The following is a 19,578-nucleotide window of genomic DNA, read 5'->3' as shown; positions in this document are numbered from 1 at the left end:
TTCTTTTTTGTAGAATAGTTACCATAAAAATAAAGCGAGGTTTACTGTTTTGAAAAAAATAGAATCAATGACATTAATTGCCCTTGGAGCAGCACTGATTGCTGTCTTATCTCCATTTCAAATCCCCCTTGGCCCCATTCCAATCACGCTTCAAACTTTAGCAATCGGCTTGATTGCTAGCATCTATCGCCCTACAGAAGCCACTCTTTCTGTTCTCATTTACCTTCTCTTAGGTGCTATTGGCCTTCCCGTCTTTTCAGGTGGTCACGGAGGCATCAGCGCCTTCTACGGTCCCACTGCTGGATTCCTTTTCTTCTTCCCTCTTCGAGCTTTGGTGACTTCTATCTTCGCTGGCCAAAAGGGACAACCCATTCGCATCTTCCTTGCTAACGCCTTAGGGGAAGTCGTTCTCTTTATTGGGGGGGCCTTAGGTTTTATGCTCATTACCCACCAGAGTTTGGATCTCACCGTAAAACTGGTCGTCCTACCTTTTGTATTACCAGATTTGATTAAGATGACTTTGACAACGGTTTTCGCAGTTATTCTCTATCGCAATCTCAAACATCTCCCATATTTCAAAAAAGCAAAATAAAAACTCTTAGAGAGGCCTACAAACCTGCAGGTTCCTCTCTAGGAGCTTTTTTCTTTATTTCGTTGCTAGAAGGGCTGCTTCAACAGCTGCTTTCTCCCGCTCGATGAGATCAATACGAGCCGCGATTTCTTTGATTCCCATCTTGATATTACGGCTGATCGCCATATCATCCAATTGAGGCTCAAAGAAGGCCTTGTATTCATTCAAGCGTTCACGGGTCTTGAAACAGTTAGCTGGGTAGATGACAAACTTATCAAAGCTCATATCACCACCAAGTGCTTTCTTGATCCAATCCCAGTTTTCACGCGCCCAAGTCCAGGTTCTACCTTGGGTAAAGTCATGGTGCAAGAAATTGAAGTACCAGCTCATAGCCAAGTCCTGAGGTTTCACCACATCCTTGTTCTTCCACTCTTTCAATAGAGCTTCCAAAGTTTCCTTATCCTTGGTATAAGAAAGTGCAGCCGCCAACTGGCGTTTAAAGTTTCCATCAACTGTCTTCACATAGGTATCCAGGTATTGTTGGCTAAGTTCCTTGGTTTCCTGGTGTTTGATTTGGTTGACCAAGATTTGCAAGCGAATGGCAGCTGCAAGTTTTTCTAGATCAGCTGCGTGCGCTTCGAAGATAGCGCTCGCTTGTGCTTTTGCAGCTTCATCATTGGCCTTGATCATATTAGCAATCATTAGCTGACGAACTTTTTCGTCTTCTTCTGATTCACCAGGCTTAGCTTCCAGTCCCAAGCGTTCAAAATTGTAACGGTTCAAGCGTTTCAACAACTCATGGAAGGCCACTTCTGTTTCAGTTCCTTCATCCACAAAGAGACTGATTCCACTCAAGACGCTCGAAACAGCAGAAACTACCAAGAAGGAACTTTCTTCTGTCAAATGTTCAATCACTGGCAAGAGGCTTGCATAAGAAATTTGACCGCTTTCCGCTAAGAGACGGCGTTCTTGAACCACTTGCAATTTCGAAGTGCTATCTAAGTTCGCAAGGTCAGCAAGGATGTCTTCCAACAATTCCCCACGGTAGTCACTGATATAGTGAGCCGTATTTTCTGTATTGAAGCGAAGAGCGCCGCTATTAGCAACTTTCAAGGCACTGTAGTTTGGAATTTCTAAGACTTCTGTTTCCAAGGTATCTGGAATACCGGTCCAGTTGCTATTCAATGGTACAACCCACTTGCGGCCTTTTTCTTCTCTTTCTCCGATAAAGAACTGCTCTTGACGGATGATCAAGGTATCGTTCTCTACTGAAGCTGAGACAACAGGGTATCCTGGTTGCTCCAACCAAGAATCCATAAAGGCTGCGACATCACGACCTGAAGCTTGACCAAGAGCATCCCAAAGGTCACGACCGATGGTATTGCCGTATTGGTGTTTTTCAAAGTAGATCTTCAAACCTTTACGGAAGGCATCATCACCTAACCAGCGGCGAAGCATGTGCATGAGCCGGCTACCCTTGGCGTAAACGATTGCAGGGTCAAATAGGGTGTTGATCTCGTCTGGGTGTTTCACTTCTACATGGACGGATTGAACGCCATCTGTAGCATCGCGTTTCAAGGCAGCAGGTACACCTGTTGTTTGGAAGTCTTCAAAGATATTCCAGCTTGGTTCGATGGCATCCAAGCAGACATATTCCATCATATTGGCGAAGCTTTCATTCAACCAGAGGTCATCCCACCACTTCATGGTCACGAGGTTACCAAACCATTGGTGAGCCAACTCGTGAGCTACGACTAAGGCTACTGTTTGACGGCTTTGGGCTGTCGAGTTCTCATCTACAAGGAGGTAGACTTCACGATAGGTTACCAAGCCCCAGTTTTCCATCGCTCCGGAAGAGAAGTCTGGAAGGGCGATATGAAGGGATTGAGGGATTGGATACTTCACTCCATAGTAGTCTTCATAGAATTCAATGGCACGAACGGCAATATCTAATGAGAAGTCTAAGTTTTCTAATGGGTGAGCTTTGGTAGAGTAGACACCGACTAGGGTTCCATTCTTGGTCTTAGCTGTCACACCCTGCAAATCTCCAGCCGCAAAGGCCAAGAGATAAGATGACATACGAGGAGTCGTATCAAACTTCCAAATACCTGTTTCTTTTCGACTTTCGACATCGATTTCAGGCATATTAGAAAGAACGATTTCTCCCTCTTCTTGGTCAAACTTCACAGCCAAATCAAAGGTCGCTTTGGCTTCTGGCTCATCCACACTTGGGAAGGCTTCACGCGCAAAATGGCTCTCAAACTGAGTAGAGATCACTTCCTTCTTCACACCATCTACTGTGTAGTAAGATGGATAAATCCCAGTCATATTATCGGTAATCTTCCCTGCATAAGTGAGGGTAAGGTTTACTTTTCCAGTAGCAGGAACTTCGATAAAGACAGCCTCTTCCTCATCATTGACTGTAAAGGCACAGTCCTGCCCGTCTACTTGTACAGTTTCGATGGTCAAATCCTTTTGGTGAAGAGAGATGCGAGTCTCTTTTGCTTCTCCGCTAATGATCACTTTCCCTGAGAAAGTTTTACTAGAGCGGTTCAAATCTAAGAATAGATCGTAGTGCTCAGGTACAAATGTATCAATAAAATGTGCAACTGCTTGCATGAGTAACTCCTTCTTCATTTTTTCTCACCTTCTATTCTATCATAAATCCTACTAACTGTAAGGTAAGAGGGGGCAAAACCAGATCTACAAAAAGACAAAAGTCTGAGATCATGACCTCAGACTTTCTTTTCTTATAATTCCACAATTTTTCCAGTTTCGAAGTAGACAACCCACTCACAGATATTTTTAGCGTAATCACCAATACGCTCCAAGTAGTTGATGACTTGGAAGTAATCACGTCCAGTGATAATCAAGTCAGGATTATGCTTGATTTCTTCCGTTGCCAACTCTTGAATACGATCATAATACTCATTAATCTTTTCATCGCGAGTCGCTACTTCATAGGCCGTTTCAACATCCCCTTTTAAGTAGAGCTCCAAGGTTGCTTCAACAAAGTCTTTGACTTCTCGACCCATTTTGCTAATTTCTTCTTCTACAACCTTACTACGAAGTTCTCCCTTCATACGGATGGTTGCACGGGCGATAGATACCGCATGGTCTCCCATACGCTCAACGTCAGATACAGCTTTTAAGACTGTCATCACCATCCGAAGGTCCTGAGAAACCGGTTGTTGAAGGGCAATCATCTCAAAGGATTTGCGCTCCAACTTCACTTCATACTCATTAATCTCCGCATCATCTTCGATCACCTGACGTGCCAGATCACGGTCATGAGTGACAAAAGCTCGAACCGTGCGGTTGATCTGGGTCAAGACTTCATTTCCCATGGCATAAAACTGGTTATGAAGCTTTTCTAAATCTTCTTCAAATTGTACACGTAACATTTACTTTCCCTTTCTTATCCAAACTTCCCTGATACATAATCTTCTGTTTCCTTACGAGCAGGGTTCAAGAAGATTTTTGAGGTGTCATCATACTCGATGAGGTCCCCATCCAAGAAAAAGGCCGTCCTATCCGAGATCCGACTGGCTTGTTGCATAGACCGCGTCACCAAGAGCATGGTGTAACGATCCTTCAAACCATAAAGTGTTTCTTCAATCTTTCCAGCAGAAATCGGGTCCAAAGCTGAGGTTGGCTCATCCAAGAGGATAATCTTTGGACTGGTTGCCAATACACGCGCCACACAAACCCGTTGTTGCTGCCCCCCTGAAAGCCCAATCGCTGAATCATGGAGACGATCCTTGACCTCATCCCAAATAGAAGCATTTTTCAAAGAGGTTTCGACTGCTTCATCCAAGACTTGCTTGTCCTTGACCCCATTGATCATGAGTCCGTAAGTGACATTGTCATAGATAGACATAGGGAAGGGGTTGGGCTGTTGAAAGACCATCCCGATTTCCTTACGAAGCTCCACCGTATCCGTCCGTGGACTATAGATATTGTGACCATTGTAGAGGACGGTTCCGGTCGTCGTCACCTCATGGTTCAAATCTCCCATCCGGTTGATGGCTTTGAGCAAGGTAGACTTCCCAGATCCAGAAGGACCGATTAAAGCCGTGATTTCTTTAGGGGTGAAATCCAGTGACACACTATTCAGTGCCTTTTTCTTATTGTAATAAACCGACAAGTCCTTGACTTGCAAAATTGGTTCTGTCATGTTTTCATCCTTATGTTATTTCAATGTTGCCAATTCCTATCCAAAGTGACCAGACACATAATCGTTGGTCGATTGCAGTTTTGCATTTTGGAAGATATTGGCTGTTTTATCATACTCGATCAAATCGCCTAGATAGAAGAATCCTGTATAATCGCTGGCCCGAGCTGCCTGTTGCATGCTGTGGGTCACGATGATAATAGTATAGTCCTTCTTCAACTCTAGCATGGTTTCTTCCAACTGAGCAGTCGCGATAGGGTCCAAGGCTGAAGCTGGCTCATCCATGAGCAAAATCTCTGGTTTAACGGAGATTGCACGGGCAATACAAAGGCGTTGCTGTTGACCACCAGAGAGGGTCAATGCGGACTTGTGCAAGTCATCCTTGACCTGATCCCAGAGGGCTGCTTGCTTCAAAGATTTTTCGACGATTTCGTCCAAGACCTTCTTGTCTTTGACACCTGCCCGCTCGTGGGGGAAGGTGATATTGCGGTAGATAGACTTGGCAAAGGGATTTGGTCGTTGAAAGACCATTCCGATATGCTTTCTCATTTCATAGACATTGATATCTGGACGGTTAACGTCAATCCCTTCGTACCAGATCTCCCCAGTCACACGCGCAATATCAATGGTATCGTTCATCCGGTTCAAACTTCTGAGATAGGTGGATTTCCCAGATCCAGAAGGACCGATCAAAGCTGTAATTTTATTCTTCTCAAATTGCATATCCACGCCTTTGATGGATTCATTTGAACCATAGTAAACATGCAAGTCTTTGGTCGAAAGGACCACTTTTTCTTCAGGAAAAGTAATGATATGTTTCTCATCCCAATTGTACTTTGACATTTCTTCTCCTTTTATGCTGAGGTTAATTTCTTATGGAGGTAAGTACCGAGCTTACGCGCTCCGAAGTTGAAAATCAAAATGAAGATCAACAAAACTGCAGCCGATCCAGCAGATACTTCAATCGCATCTGGAATGGTTCCTTCACTATTGACCTTCCAAATGTGGACCGCTAGGGTTTCTGCTTGACGGAAAATAGAGATCGGACTGGTGACACTAAAGAGGTTCCAGTTGCTCCAATCCAAGGCTGGGGCAGACTGACCAGCAGTATAAATCAAGGCCGCTGCTTCCCCAAAGATCCGCCCAGAAGCTAGTACGACACCCGTAATAATACTTGGCAAGGCTTCAGGTACCACCACGTGAATCACAGTTTCCCAACGAGAAATTCCAAGCGCAAGGCCGGCTTCCCTTTGTGTATGGTGGACATTTTGCAAACTATCTTCAATGTTTCGTGTCATCTGTGGCAGGTTAAAGACCGTCAAGGCCAAGGCTCCAGAAATAATCGAGAAACCATATTGGAACTGCACTACAAAGACCAAATAACCAAAGAGACCAACTACGACCGATGGGAGAGAAGACAAGATCTCAATACAGGTCCGAACCAAATTGGTCAATGGGCCCTTCTTGGCATACTCTGACAAGTAGATCCCTGCCCCTAATGAAAGTGGGAAGGAAATAATCAAGGTAATGACTAAGAGGAAGAAGGAATTATAGAGCTGAATCCCAATCCCTCCACCTGCTTGGTAAGAAGAGGATTTGCTGGTCAAGAAGGTCCAAGACACATGCGGCAACCCTCTAACCAGGATATAGAGAATCAAAGAAGCAAGAATAGTGACAATAATTCCAGCAATTGCATAGAGAACCCCTGTCGCTATCTTATCTATTTTTTTAGCGTGCATAGTTCTTCTTACCTCTTTCTTTCGTGATCAATTTGATAACGCTGTTGAATGCCAAACTCATCAGCAAGAGCACCAAGGCAAGTGACCAGAGAACGTTGTTGTTAACAGTTCCCATAACCGTATTTCCGATACCCATGGTCAAAATAGAGGTCAAGGTGGAAGCTGGAGTTGTTAAAGAATTTGGAACAACCGCTGAGTTTCCGACCACCATCTGAATAGCCAAGGCTTCACCGAAGGCACGGGCCATTCCAAAGACAACTGCTGTAAAAATACCTGAGCGAGCCGCCTTTAAGGTGACATGCCAAATCGTTTGCCAACGAGTCGCTCCCATAGCCATACTCGCTTCCCGATAGTGACGAGGCACTGCCCGTAAGCTGTCTGTTGTCATAAAGGTCACAGTTGGAAGAATCATGACAAAGAGGACAAAGACCCCTGACAAGATCCCAAATCCTGTCCCACCAAAGATGGAACGGACAAATGGAACCACCACTTGCAAACCAATAAATCCATATACAACAGAAGGAATCCCTACCAACAATTCAATGGCTGGTTGTAAGAGACGAGCTCCCTTAGGAGAAACTTCTGTCATAAAGACTGCCGCACCAATGGCAAAAGGTGTCGCCACCAAGGCAGACAAAAGGGTTACAATGAAGGAACCCAAGATCATTGGCAAAGCCCCAAATTCTTTCCCTGATGGATTCCATGTGGATCCGAAAAGGAAACTAAAGACATTGACCTTGTTGACAAAGAAGGTCGATAATCCCTTTTGGGCTACAAAAATCAAAATCAAAGCTACGACAAAGACGATTAAACTCATACAGCAGAAAGTAATGGTTTTACCAAATTTTTCCAACCGAGAATTATTGGACTTTGCGAGCATTTTTTTTGCTACTTCGTTCATGTTTTACCTAATTCTTCTTATTTCTTCGTAATGTTACCGTCAAGATCACGGCTGACTTTCATATCATTGATTGGGATATAGCCCATCTTACCAACGATTTCCTGCTGGACCTCATCTGTCATCATATAATCCAAGAATTTCTTAGCCAATTTACTTGGCTCTCCCTTGGTATACATATGTTCGTAAGACCAGATTGGCCAGTTATTGCTCACAACGTTTTCCTTAGTTGGTTCATAGCCATTTAACTTCATGGTTTTAACACTATCATCCACGTAGGTAAAGGCCAAATAAGAAATGGCACCTGGAGTCTGGGAAACAATGTTTTTCACCATTCCATTGGAATCTTGTTCCTGAGCCTGTTTTGGGTCTTTCCCATTCATGATGATGTCATCAAACACAGCACGGCTACCAGATCCTACAGCCCGGTTCACAATGGTAATTTCCAGGTCCTCACCACCCAGTTGCTTCCAGTTGGTATATTCACCAGTAAAAATCTTACGTAATTGTTCGGTTGTTAAATCGTCTACAGAAATATTCTTATTGGCAATGATAGCTGTTCCCGCTACTGCCACTTGATGGTCTACTAAGCTAGAAGCATCGATGCCATCTTTTTCCTCTGCAAAGAGGTCACTATTGCCAATGTCGACAGCTCCTGATTGGACCTGAGACAGACCTGTACCAGATCCACCCCCTTGGACATTGACAATCTTACCGGGATGCTCTTCAATGTAACGATCTACTACCCCTTCAACTAAGGGTTGTAGAGCTGTCGATCCAACAGCTGTAATCGCTTCTCCACGGTCAATCCAAGATGCACAGGCAGATAGAGAAGCTGCAAGTGCTACTGTTGCTAGCCCAAGGACTAGCTTTTTGCATTTATTCAATGTAAGTCTCCTTGAATCATAATCAAATATCGTTTAAATCTTATCTCTAAACACTTGGTCATCTTCTAGTATTCTAGCAAGAATCACTTTATTTCCACTATAACATAGAAAGACCGCATTTCCTAATAATTTATCTAAATCTCAAGCCTTTTGGAAAGAAATTTTTCAAGGTCCGTCCCGTTACTTTAGCAAAGCCTAAACCATTGCCTCCGGCTAAGACCTGATACCATCCATTAGTATTGTCCTGCTCCAGTTGAATGGTCTCCCCAGCTACATACTTGATGAAGTCTTGATCAGATAAGCTGATCGCTTTCTTCACTTGATCTGGCTTCAGAGCTAGACCTAAGGCAAAGCTAGGTTCAAAGCGATTTTTCTTGAAAGTTCCCAGGTGCAAGCCATTGCGAGCAATCTTGACCTTTTTCAAATCAGGAAGTCCACCCGGCAAGAGATAAAGCTGATCTCCAAAACATTGGTAGAGGCCTTCTAGGTCAATGGCCAGGCAATCCTTGGCAAAAGCTTGCCACAACTTCTTCTGCTCAGCCGTTAGATTGGAACGGCCTTCCTTGATCTTCTTGACTTCAGGCTTTCCGTGATAAAGGAATTTAGCAACAAATTGCCCTTCCCCTTTGAAATGATGAGGATACATCCGGGCTGTTTCGGGATGGCCAATCCCTTCTACCATGCCATTGATTTTTTCAATCGGTAGCAATTCCAGCTCATATTCGTCTAAGAGCCAAGAGACAATTTCTTCGTTCTCTTCTGGTGCCCAGGTACAAGTCGAATAAACCAGCTGCCCCCCTGGTGCCAGCATCTTGAGGGCATCTGTTAAGATTTCTCTCTGGAGACCAGCACATTGGGCTGGATAATCAGGATGCCAATAGTCCATAGCATCTGGCTGCTTTCGAAACATTCCTTCACCAGAGCATGGTGCGTCCAAAACAATCAAATCAAAATAGGCTGGGAAAACCTTAGCCAAGCGATCGGCTGATTCATTGGTCACCACGACATTGCGGGATCCAAAACGTTCGACATTCTCGACTAGAATCTTGGAGCGGCCCTTGTGGATTTCATTGGAAACAAGGAGTCCTTGATTTTCTAAATAAGAGAGCAAGTGGGTCGTCTTGCCACCCGGTGCTGCAGCAAGATCCAAGACCTTCATACCTGGACTGGGATGGGCTACTTGGGCTACCATTTGGGCAGCCGGTTCTTGCGAATAGACCACTCCAGTGACATGGGCAATCGATTTCCCAGAAACTTTGCCATAGTAACTCCAAGGCATGCCTGGAATAGGCTCATCACCTCTGATTTGCTCCGCCTTTAATGGATTAGTCCGATAGGCAGATACGGCCGGCTCGTCAAAGGTTTGAAAGAAGGCCTCAGCCTCCTCTCCAAGTAGTTGATGATATTTTTCTTTAAATCCTTGAGGAAAGGTCATGCGTGTGTTCCTTTCTTCAAAAAGGGTTGAATCTCATCTAGTTTACAAGTTGGGATCATCATGATGGGCTCCAAAGTCTCATAGTTAGGTTCTTTCCCTTCTAGAGTCAAAACAGAGTAACCTAGGCACTCGCCCATGATGGCTGCTGCTGCATAGTCCCATGGCCAGATATAGCTGAAGTAGCCTAAAATACCACCGGATAAAATCTTGGCAAAGCTGATACCTGCACTCCCATAGACCCGAATTCCTAAGCATTCTGCCCCCAGATCCGCCATGCCCCAAGCGTTGGACTTGAGCATGCCAACATTGGAAGCCACTAATAAATCGCTAAGGGGACGATTTTGAAAGGGTTTCAGTTCTTGCTCATTGCAAAAGACTCCAAAATCCATTCCACCAAAAAAGAGATGATCCCGCATGACATCATAAATCAAGCCAAACTGGCCAATCCCTTCTTCAAAATAAGCAACCATAACAGCAAAGTCTTCTTTTTGGGTCACAAAATTATTGGTCCCATCAATGGGATCAATCACCCAGACCTTACCGGAACGAATAGGTGCACGAAGGTCATCCTCTTCCGCAAAAATGTGGTCTTCTGGATAGGCTTCTAAAATCTTGCCAACCAGGGTTGCTTGCACTTCTTGGTCCATTTGAGTCACCAAATCCGTCGGATTTGTTTTGACTGTAATTGCTAGCTGGTCATGCAGGTGCTCTCTAAGATAGCTTCCTGCTTCTTTGACAATGGTCTTAGCAAATTCTAATTTATTGATCAATCGAAAACCATCCTTCCCCTTTTTCTTTCGCAACTTTGGTTGCACGATAAAGTGAATAGCCGCTGACTTCTTCAAATTCTTTGCCCAGACGCTTTTCTTCGCCAATACTTGGGACAACTTTCTTAAAGGCCTTATAAGCTTCTAGGTAGATGCGGGCATCTGCCTTTTGTTCATAGGCTTGTTCAACCTGATTAAAAAAAGAAAGCACCGAAGCAAGCTCTTCAGTGCTCCACGATAAATCGAGTGGGTAACTATAATTCTTATTCATATTAATGGATCTCCGCTCTTAGTGTAGCAGATCTTAACTCTTCCTTACGATATCCTCGAGGGAGAAATGCACGGATTTCATCCTCATTAAAACCAATTTGCATCCGTTTCTTATCTAGAATAATTGGGCGACGCAAAAGACTAGGATTTTCCTCAATCAACTTGATCAAAGCAGAAATCGATAAATCCTCTACATCAACATTTAGCTTCTGAAAAATCTTAGAACGAGTTGAAATAATATCGTCTGTACCGTTCTCAGTTAGAGCTAAAATATTACGCAACTCCTCATTTGTTAAAGGACTCGTCATAATATTGTGTTCCTTAAAAGGAACCTCATGTTTTTCTAACCAAGCCCGGGCCTTTCGACAGGATGTACAACTCGGAGACAAAAATAATGTAATCATGTTCTTCTCTTCTTTTTTGGACACACTTAGCTGACTCTATTATACAAAATTATTCCGCGCTTGCATAGTGATTTTTTAATTTAGACAAAGAAAATTCTCCCCTTAAGGGAGAATTTCTAACAAAAATTATCTGGTCCATTGACGAGCCAGGATCTCGTCCTGATGCAGTTGCTTGACGAGGGCTTCTACACTGTCAAATTTGACCATTTCTCGAATCTTGTCTAACCAAAAAATCCGAATCGTATGTCCATAAATATCTTTTGAAAAATCAAAGATATTGGCTTCAAAGCGAAGTTCCGTCCCATCAAAGGTCGAGTTTTTCCCTACAGAAGCCATCCCCCGGTGACGCTGACCTAGCACTTCTACTTCGACGACATAAACACCATCCTGAGGAAGATGGGTGCGATCGATAGGCGCCAGATTGGCTGTTGGAAAACCAATGGTGCGACCCCGTGCATCCCCATGGACTACAATGCCACGACTGGATAAGGGATAACCTAAAAGATCAGCTGCTTCTTTGACCTGGCCAGATGCAATGGCCTGCCGAATACGAGTTGAGCTAATTTTTTCGTCCTGGTCTAGGACAGGTGGAACGACGATGACTTGACCCTTAAAATAGGTTCCCAAATCACTAGCTACTTTCTTGTCGCTACCAAAGCTATAATCAAAACCTGCCACTAAGACACGCGCACGAAGTGCAGTTAGGTAGGCCGCAACGAATTCTTGGGCCGTATGAGCCGCAAAATCACTGGTAAAATCGATAAGATATAGATCATCGACTCCAAGTTCTTCCATCCGTTTAAAGCGTTCCTCTGGGTTTTGGAGATGGAGGAGTAGTTCTGGTTGGTAACGGGCAAAAGCTAGCTTTGGAGATTCTGGAAAGGTCAAGACAGCTACTCGAAGTCCTTGCTCATCGGCAATGGTGCGAGCTGTCCGAAAGAGCTCCTGGTGCCCTCGATGGAGACCGTCAAAATAGCCCAAGACAAGAACGGTATCTGCTTGAGCTTTTATTTCTTTTTCACTAGTTACATAACAAATGTTCATAAATTTATTGTAACACACTTTCTGTCAGAAAAACCTTGCGAGGTTTGTAAAGTTCTTCCCTTTTCTCCAAAATGGCTACCAATTTCCCTTGGTAAAAAGCAGCCAACTCCCTGGCTTCGCTCTCAACTGGAATAAAGCGTCCCACTTGGACTTCGCCGACCTCTTCTACTGTCAGCTCTACTTTTTCCAGATCTCCGGTGCCAATCTCAAGTGGGTGAAGGAAGCTCAAATCTCCTTGCCCCACTTTTTCAGCCACTTCTTCTAAGGTCAGGGCATCATCCAGTGACAAACCGGCAGCACTGGTTCGTGTTAAGTGGGACATGTGAGCCGCATAGCCCAGTTTTTGACCAAGGTCCACCGACAAGGTCCGGATATAGGTTCCCTTGCTGCATTTAACTCGGAAACGAAAACGGGCTAGACTTTCTTCATAGCTAATCTCACTGGTGCGCGTGAATTCATAAATCGTCACCTGTCGGACAGGACGTTCCACTTCTTCTCCTGCCCGCGCATATTCATAGAGCTTACGCCCATTGACCTTGACCGCTGAATACATAGGCGGCACCTGCTCCATCTCTCCCACCATCTGGGCAATCATACGGTCCACCTCTGTTGCATCTAAAGGTGCTTCCACTGGGGTTCGCTCTAGGACATCCCCGCTGGCATCCTCCGTTGTGGTAGAAAATCCCAAAGTGATTTCGCCCTCATAGACCTTGCCTTCATCTTGCATAAATTCGACCATCCGGGTCGCCTTGCCAACTGCAATCGGAAGCACTCCCACCACATCAGGATCCAGCGTTCCCCCATGGCCAATCTTCTTGGTACCTAAGATTTTTCTCAGTTTAAAAACCGCATCATGGGAGGTCATTCCTGCTTCTTTTTTTAAGTTGATAATTCCGTCCATCTGATTTGCTCTTTCTAACTCATGTGTGACCATCCGGGCCACCGACCCTTTATTATACCATGAAACGAGACTTCTTGTCCCTGTTTCCCCCTTCCTGATGAGCTTCCAAAAAATCCCGTAGCAGATTTCAGACTTTTTAAAATGGGTTTGATACAATAGAAAGCGAAAGAAGGTGTAACATATGTTAATGTATGATGTTATTGTGATTGGATTTGGTAAAGCTGGTAAAACTCTTGCAGCGAAATTATCAAGCCAAGGAAAAAAAGTCGCTCTGATTGAAAAGAGCAAGTCTATGTATGGTGGTACTTGTATCAATATCGCTTGTATTCCAACTAAGACCTTGATCGTCGCAGCGGAAAAAGGCTTGGATTTTGAACAAGCTATGAGTGAAAAAAATGCGGTCACTACTCGTCTCAACGGCAAGAACTACGCAACGATTGCTGGAACGGGTGTAGACATTATCGATGCGACAGCCCGCTTTGTGTCCAACAAGGTCATCGAAATTCAAGTTGGAGATGAAAAGGAAGAATTGACAGCTGAAACCATTATTATCAATACTGGTGCTGTGCCAACTATCCTTCCAATCCCAGGATTGGCTGAAAGTAAATTTGCAGTGGATTCAACCGGTATTCAACGTTTGGAAAACCTACCAAAACGCCTGGGCGTCCTTGGTGGTGGACCAATCGGATTGGAATTCGCCCACCTCTACAATACCTTGGGTAGCCAAGTAACAGTATTGGATGCTTCTGAAGCATTCTTGCCACGGATCGAGCCAAGCATCGCAGCTCTTGCAAAAGGCTACCTGGAAGAAGATGGTATTCAATTCTTGCAAGGCGTTCATACCCAAGAAATCAAAGATGGCCAAAACAGCTTAACCGTTGTAACGGATAAGGGAGACTTCGAGTTCGATATCCTTCTCTACGCAACAGGACGGAAGCCAAACACAGTTGGACTTGGTCTTGAAAACACAGATATCCAAGTCACTGATCGTGGGGCAATCCAAGTCAACCGTCATTTGGAAACCAGCGTCCCTGGTGTCTTTGCAGTTGGGGATGTCAATGGTGGTCCTCAATTCACTTACATGTCACTCGATGACTTCCGCATTGTCTTCAACTATCTCACAGGCGATGGTAGCTACAATCTCGAAACTCGTAACAATTATGCGACAACACTCTTCATTGCTCCTCCACTTGCCCAAGTCGGCTTGACTGAGCAAGAAGCACGTGACAAAGGGCTTCCAGTTGCTGTTAAAGAATTGCCAGTTGCTGCCATGCCTCGTGGACATGTTAATGCAGATCTTCGAGGTGCCTTCAAAGCCGTGGTCAACCCAGAAACCAAAGAAATCCTTGGAGCAACTCTCTTTGGAGAAGCTGCAGGCGAACTCATCAACCTGATTACCATGGCTATGGACAACAAGATCCCTTATACTTACATCGCAAAACAAATCTTTACCCACCCAACCATGGCAGAAAACCTAAACGATCTCTTTGCGATTTAAATAGAATAAAAACTCTGGAAAAATATTTCCAGAGTTTTTTATGTTATTCTTGATTTTCTATGAAAATATCTTCACTAGTAATTAACTGAAGAGTTTCTTTAGAAAATGACTGATATCTTGCCAATCTTTTTGCCTGATTCATTACGACAGTATCAAAAATATTTCTTGCCAATCTTCCGTTTGATTTCAAATTATCCTTTTCATTAATGGATTTTTGAAAAATATCCTTAACTTTTTCTTGAGCTTCTTTAGAGATCAGATAATCATTTTCTGTACAAATATAAAAAAATATTTCTAATAGTTCCTCTACTGAATAGTCTTTAAAATGTATAAAATAGTTAAATCTAGACTTTAGCCCAGGGTTAGAGTCAAAGAATTGGTTCATTAAATCTTCATAACCTGCTACAATTACTACTAAGTCATTTCTATAGTCTTCTAGTGCTTTTGTTAACTCCGTTAAACATTCTCTACCATAACTGTCACTTTTATCATTTTCTGTTATGCTATAAGCTTCATCTATAAATAAAACTCCTCCTATAGCTTTTTGGATAATCCTCTTAACTTTTATAGCAGTTTGGCCTTGATATTCAGCTATTAAATCAGTTCTACTCGCTTCAATAAAATGTCCCTTACTTAAAAGACCTAGTGAACGATACATGTTCCCAACAATTCTAGCAACAGTCGTCTTGGCCGTTCCTGGATTCCCCAAAAATGCCATATGCATTGTTCTATTTGTCTTTTTTAGACCAAGGTTTTCTCTAACTTTTTGAATTTTATTAAATATTACTAGGCCTTCTATCTCTTCTTTTACATTTTCTAAGCCTATTAAAGAATTTAATTCATTCGATAATATCTCAAATGATTTTGTATTGGTTTCTTTTAATATAGCATAATTAGTATCAATAACTCTAGCACCTAAATATTTATACAAAATTTCTAATATATTAGATTGTTTATCCTTCATAGTTGGAAACATTGCATTATTTGACAAATTTCCTAAACGTTTTACAAATTCTAGCTCTGAATTTTTAACATTATCTACAATATCTTGAAGAATTATTTCAAATTCATATGTACTATTCGTTAATTCGTCAATTTTTTTCACTTCCGATTTTAACAATTTTAAATAAGTTTCACTAATCATCTACACTACCTTAAATAACAGAAATATTACTATTATCACCACAACTACTCCCAGGGTATAGAAACCATTTTTTAAAAATTTAATCTCTCTTTGACTTTTTTCTAATTTTATTTGAAAATCTTCAACCCATTGATATAAATTATCTTTTTCTTCTTTTACTCTACGATACAAATCATCCATTTCATTTTTTAAAATACTCTGTTTTTCTTCTACTTGTACCTGTAAATCATAAAAACTATTTTCAATTTTTGCTAATTTATTTAAATCTACTTTTAAATTATCAATATCAATCTGAATTTGACTTTGCTTCTCTTCAAAATGTTCTATTTCTTCTAACTTATTATGATGGCTCTTCAAAGTATTTATTATATCTTTATTTTGTTTGAAAATATCATTTAATAAATTTTTATTACTTTCTTGATAGGACTTAGTCTCCTCTAACCCTTGTAAAGCAATATTATTAGCTTCTTTTGCTGCAAGCAAAGAGTTTGATATTCTCTGAATATATTCATCATCTAATATCTGAAATGTTTCATAAATAGTATTAAATTCCTGAATAATCTTTTTAATATGCTTGTTTTGTTCAATCATTCTATTTTGAACAGCATCAGAAAGAGCATTTAAATCCTTGCCTTTAACATCATACTCCATACCTATAAATCCTAAAAAAGGATCCTCTTGTGGTACTGTTGGTAGATTTGATTGTTTAGGAATCTTCTCGCTAAAATCTTTTAATTCCTGTTTTTTATCATTAAATTTTTCAGATTTCGCTAAAACTTGAATTTCCAATTCATCTGACATAACTTTCTCCTATAATAAATCATTTAAAATTTCTTGCATTTCTTTTAGTTCATTATGCTTTTCATCAAAGTATACTTCAGTATTTAGTAATCGTTGTTTAAAATCAATTTCAGAAATAATAAACTCTTCTTGAATATTACTTAGTAATTCCCGCAATTTTTGATGATTTTTAGTCATCTTATTAAAAATATTATTACGTTTAACAACAACATTTTCTTCTGCAACAAAAATCTGAATATCTTGAATTTGTAACAATTCGTTTTTCTTATCAGCTTGTTGCTTTTTATTCTCTTCAATTAACTTTCTTGAAATAAATTGATCAAGTCTATTAATGATAACGACAGCCAATATTCCTGTCAGTACACTTGCAAAGAACATTCCCAAAACATTTGCCAAAGTACCTAAAAACATTATTTCAAATCCCATACCTGGTATCGTTAATAAATACTTTTCAAGAATTTCTCCTAAAAACATTGCTCCTATAGCTACCAAACCAGAAGTAATAATTTTAGAGATATGAGCAATTTTAATTTCAGTAGTGTGGGACTGGTTTTCAGGATTCGATAAATAAGATATACTTTCTCTAATTGATCCAAATAATTGTTTGACCATGTTTGGAAGCCTTTTTAATTTTTGATTAATTGCTCCAATAATCTCTCCCACAATACTCCCAACAAAACTATCTACACCAACTTTGATAAAATCTTTAATCCTCTTAAAGAATGAATGAAGCGAGTTTTTCATTTGTTCCAGAAATATATTAAAAGATCGCTTTTTAGATTTGAAAAATCGAACTAAAGCATTCATTATTTCTTTTAACATTCCAAATAGTGCAGCAACAAACATAGCTTTTATAGCATCTTTCCCAGCTTTATTGGCCATTCTGACAGAGGCTTTCTTTGCAATATCCTTATTAATAACCTTCTTTGCTCTTTTCTCAGCCTTAAGCATCTTCTTTGAATCCGCTGCTAATTTATCATTTAACCTTTTTTCATTCTCAGCTTTAAGACTTTGTTTTTCTGCATCCGAAATATCCTTCTTGTCAATTTTTTTATTAGCTCTTTCAACTTGCTCTTTTAGATTTTTTTCCCTCACTTCTCTATTCTTTATATATTCACTATTGGATTTTGCTCCTTTACTTTTATTAAGAGATTCATTAGTTCCTGCCAAATTTTCTGATTTATTAGCTAAATCAGAAGTTTCAATATCTGCTATTTTTCTCCATGGGTTTTCGAAAATCTGTTTTCTTGGTACGACGTGATCTAGATTGGCTTTATCGTTAATTTTTAATGTTTTTCCAGTATATTCATCCTTTAAATTTCCAGATTTTTGCTTTACTTTCATAGCATTATTTGCATCAGTATACCTTTTATCTTTCATTATTTTAGTAGCCTCTTTTTTTGTATAACCATTAGGATACTTATCATTATACTGTTTAAGAAGCGTGTCACTTGTCATATCTAAACCAATTTGATTCGCAAATTGATCCCAGATTTCATCTAAAATAACATCTCCTAGTTTATCTGGTGAACTAATCTCTTTACATTCTAGTTCTAATTTTTCGAGATTAGAAAACTCCATTGTAAATTGCTGTTCCAATAGTTCTTCTAATTCGTCATAGTTTAAATTTTCAGAATCATATACTTCTTCAGTATTCAATACTAATAATTCATTTTCCACTGCTTTCTACTCCCCTTTCAGAGCATCAAATTTAGCTTTCATGGTTGGATTTTTGCGAGTCAATTTTTTGACTGATACATCATCCAACTTATTATTAGCGAGGCGGAGTTGGTTTTCTGATGTAGTCAAGAACTTCTTAACTTCTTCCATCCGTTTAATAGCCTTGTCAATTTCATCGATGGCCTTGCCGAAGTTGATCGAAGCTGAATTGTAGTTCTTAGCAAAGGCTACCTTAAATGCATCCAGGTCTTCTTCAAAGTGGGTGATATCGATATTTTGTTCTCGTACAAGCGCTAATTCCTGCTTGTATTTAAGGGAATTGAGGGCCGCATTGCGCAGGAGCCCAATGATCTGGATAAAGAACTGAGGACGGACCACATACATCTTCTCATACTCGTGGCTGACATCGACAATCCCTGTGTTGAAGTAGTCATTATCTGCTTCAAGCATGGTCACTAAAACCGCATATTCACAGTTCTTTTCTCGACGGTCCTTGTCCAATTCCTTGTAGAAATCCGCGTTCTTATGCTTCTTCTCGGTCCCGTCAGCTTCATTTTTCATCTCGAACATAATGGAGATAATCTCTACCCCATTTTCATCGCACTCGCGGAATATAAAGTCGCCTTTAGACCCACGCGCAGAGACCTTGTTGTCCTTTTCAAAATAGGCATTTGGGAAGGCAAAACTGCGAACCTTGTTGAATTCACTTTCCGCAAACTGTTCCAAACTTTCACCGATGGCCTTGGTCGACTGTTGGGCCTTGAAGTTCTTATAGAACTCAACTTGCTCATTTGCTGCCTTAAGTTGGGCTTCATAGTTTTGTTTAACAGAAGTCAGAGAAAGCTCGTTTTCTTTTTCTTGCAAGGCTAGCTGATTCTTAACCTCGTCTCGCTCTTTTTCCAGTGCAGATAAAGTCTTTTGCAGTTGATTCTCATGCTCCAAGCGCAAAGTGGCCAACTGATTCTCCAGTGCTTGCACTTCTTTTTCTTTCTCTAGCAGGCTTTGGCTAGCGGTTTGCTCCACCTCTTTTTTGGCCAATTCTTTTTCGGTATCAAACTGTTGAATCTGGTTTTGTAATTGGGCAATTTCTTGATCCTTCTTGGCTAACTTCTCTTGTTGCTCATTGAGGGCCTTTTGCTCAGCTAAAGCCAGCTCTTGCCGAATCCGCTCATGAATTTCTTTGTCAAACTCAGCTGTCCGTACCTGTGACAAGAGTTCGCTGTATTGACTTTCATTGACTGTAAAGACTTCCCCACAGTTGGGACACTTGATTTCGTTCATAGTATGCCTCTTTCTCTATTCTTAGTATATTATATCATGCCACCTGTAAAATCAAAACCAGCAAACGAGGCTTGCTCCTACTAT

General features: G+C 41.2%; 19 protein-coding genes. 2 read left to right on the top strand and 17 right to left on the bottom strand.

Translation table 11 applies throughout. From position 1 onward, the window contains the following. The first annotated feature begins 49 nt into the window (after positions 1–49). A complete protein-coding gene (locus tag QM873_RS02245) occupies positions 50–592 on the top strand; it encodes a biotin transporter BioY (protein WP_195324103.1) in 543 nt (180 codons plus the stop codon). Between the two features lie 54 nt (positions 593–646). Here the strand turns inward: QM873_RS02245 and QM873_RS02240 are convergent, their stop codons facing one another. From QM873_RS02240 to truB, 13 genes are all read right to left on the bottom strand, one after another. Beyond that, the gene (locus QM873_RS02240) at positions 647–3,190 is read right to left on the bottom strand and encodes a M1 family metallopeptidase (protein ID WP_414278830.1); all 2,544 of its coding nucleotides are present in this window, start codon (positions 3,188–3,190) and stop codon (positions 647–649) included. Between the two features lie 131 nt (positions 3,191–3,321). Continuing rightward, the gene (phoU, locus tag QM873_RS02235) at positions 3,322–3,975 is read right to left on the bottom strand and encodes a phosphate signaling complex protein PhoU (RefSeq protein ID WP_006596567.1); all 654 of its coding nucleotides are present in this window, start codon (positions 3,973–3,975) and stop codon (positions 3,322–3,324) included. Between the two features lie 14 nt (positions 3,976–3,989). Continuing rightward, the gene (gene pstB / locus QM873_RS02230) at positions 3,990–4,748 is read right to left on the bottom strand and encodes a phosphate ABC transporter ATP-binding protein PstB (protein ID WP_006597331.1); all 759 of its coding nucleotides are present in this window, start codon (positions 4,746–4,748) and stop codon (positions 3,990–3,992) included. 36 nt (positions 4,749–4,784) lie between these two features. Continuing rightward, positions 4,785–5,588, bottom strand: coding sequence for a phosphate ABC transporter ATP-binding protein PstB (gene pstB / locus QM873_RS02225; protein ID WP_048689960.1), 804 nt, complete (start codon positions 5,586–5,588; stop codon positions 4,785–4,787). Positions 5,589–5,599: 11 nt separating this feature from the next. Next, positions 5,600–6,484, bottom strand: coding sequence for a phosphate ABC transporter permease PstA (gene pstA, locus QM873_RS02220; protein ID WP_006596570.1), 885 nt, complete (start codon positions 6,482–6,484; stop codon positions 5,600–5,602). Then, positions 6,474–7,385: a phosphate ABC transporter permease subunit PstC gene (gene pstC, locus QM873_RS02215; protein WP_048717261.1), complete on the bottom strand. Its 912-nt coding sequence runs from the start codon at positions 7,383–7,385 to the stop codon at positions 6,474–6,476. Before pstC ends, pstA begins: the two co-directional genes overlap by 11 nt. 17 nt (positions 7,386–7,402) lie before the next feature. After that, on the bottom strand, positions 7,403–8,269 hold the full coding sequence (locus QM873_RS02210) for a phosphate ABC transporter substrate-binding protein PstS family protein (protein ID WP_154852487.1): 867 nt from the start codon (positions 8,267–8,269) through the stop codon (positions 7,403–7,405). Positions 8,270–8,399: 130 nt separating this feature from the next. Continuing rightward, a complete protein-coding gene (locus QM873_RS02205; protein ID WP_414278718.1) occupies positions 8,400–9,704 on the bottom strand; it encodes an RsmF rRNA methyltransferase first C-terminal domain-containing protein in 1,305 nt (434 codons plus the stop codon). Next, positions 9,701–10,474 (bottom strand): inositol monophosphatase family protein, encoded by a 774-nt coding sequence (locus QM873_RS02200; RefSeq protein ID WP_293873546.1) that lies wholly within the window; start codon positions 10,472–10,474, stop codon positions 9,701–9,703. Before QM873_RS02200 ends, QM873_RS02205 begins: the two co-directional genes overlap by 4 nt. Then, the gene (locus QM873_RS02195) at positions 10,464–10,742 is read right to left on the bottom strand and encodes a UPF0223 family protein (RefSeq protein WP_023026658.1); all 279 of its coding nucleotides are present in this window, start codon (positions 10,740–10,742) and stop codon (positions 10,464–10,466) included. The genes QM873_RS02200 and QM873_RS02195 overlap by 11 nt, the downstream gene beginning before the upstream one ends. A 1-nt stretch (position 10,743) precedes the next feature. Further along, positions 10,744–11,145, bottom strand: coding sequence for a Spx/MgsR family RNA polymerase-binding regulatory protein (locus QM873_RS02190; RefSeq protein ID WP_272078750.1), 402 nt, complete (start codon positions 11,143–11,145; stop codon positions 10,744–10,746). Between the two features lie 126 nt (positions 11,146–11,271). Further along, complete coding sequence (locus QM873_RS02185) at positions 11,272–12,189, bottom strand: bifunctional riboflavin kinase/FAD synthetase (RefSeq protein WP_343094095.1); 918 nt, start codon at positions 12,187–12,189, stop codon at positions 11,272–11,274. A gap of 4 nt (positions 12,190–12,193) precedes the next feature. Beyond that, complete coding sequence (truB, locus tag QM873_RS02180) at positions 12,194–13,090, bottom strand: tRNA pseudouridine(55) synthase TruB (RefSeq protein ID WP_343094096.1); 897 nt, start codon at positions 13,088–13,090, stop codon at positions 12,194–12,196. 181 nt (positions 13,091–13,271) lie between these two features. Here truB and QM873_RS02175 point away from each other — a divergent pair, with 181 nt between their 5' ends. After that, on the top strand, positions 13,272–14,588 hold the full coding sequence (locus QM873_RS02175) for an FAD-containing oxidoreductase (RefSeq protein ID WP_048717251.1): 1,317 nt from the start codon (positions 13,272–13,274) through the stop codon (positions 14,586–14,588). Positions 14,589–14,631: 43 nt separating this feature from the next. Here the strand turns inward: QM873_RS02175 and QM873_RS02170 are convergent, their stop codons facing one another. From QM873_RS02170 to QM873_RS02155, 4 genes are read right to left on the bottom strand one after another with little or no spacing between them, the layout of a single operon-like run. Next, entirely contained in the window at positions 14,632–15,732 is a 1,101-nt protein-coding gene (locus QM873_RS02170) for an AAA family ATPase (RefSeq protein ID WP_195610720.1), read from the bottom strand. Next, positions 15,733–16,533: a hypothetical protein gene (locus tag QM873_RS02165; protein ID WP_414278717.1), complete on the bottom strand. Its 801-nt coding sequence runs from the start codon at positions 16,531–16,533 to the stop codon at positions 15,733–15,735. A gap of 9 nt (positions 16,534–16,542) precedes the next feature. Further along, a complete protein-coding gene (locus QM873_RS02160) occupies positions 16,543–18,213 on the bottom strand; it encodes a hypothetical protein (RefSeq protein ID WP_120702109.1) in 1,671 nt (556 codons plus the stop codon). A 6-nt stretch (positions 18,214–18,219) separates the two neighbouring features. Beyond that, entirely contained in the window at positions 18,220–19,494 is a 1,275-nt protein-coding gene (locus tag QM873_RS02155; protein ID WP_414278716.1) for a DUF2130 domain-containing protein, read from the bottom strand. Positions 19,495–19,578: the final 84 nt, after the last annotated feature.

It is taken from the genome of Streptococcus australis (assembly GCF_047463015.1).
Classification (GTDB): domain Bacteria; phylum Bacillota; class Bacilli; order Lactobacillales; family Streptococcaceae; genus Streptococcus; species Streptococcus australis_F.
The sequence above is the reverse complement of the archived record's forward strand: the minus strand, read 5'-3'. Positions and strand labels throughout refer to the sequence as shown.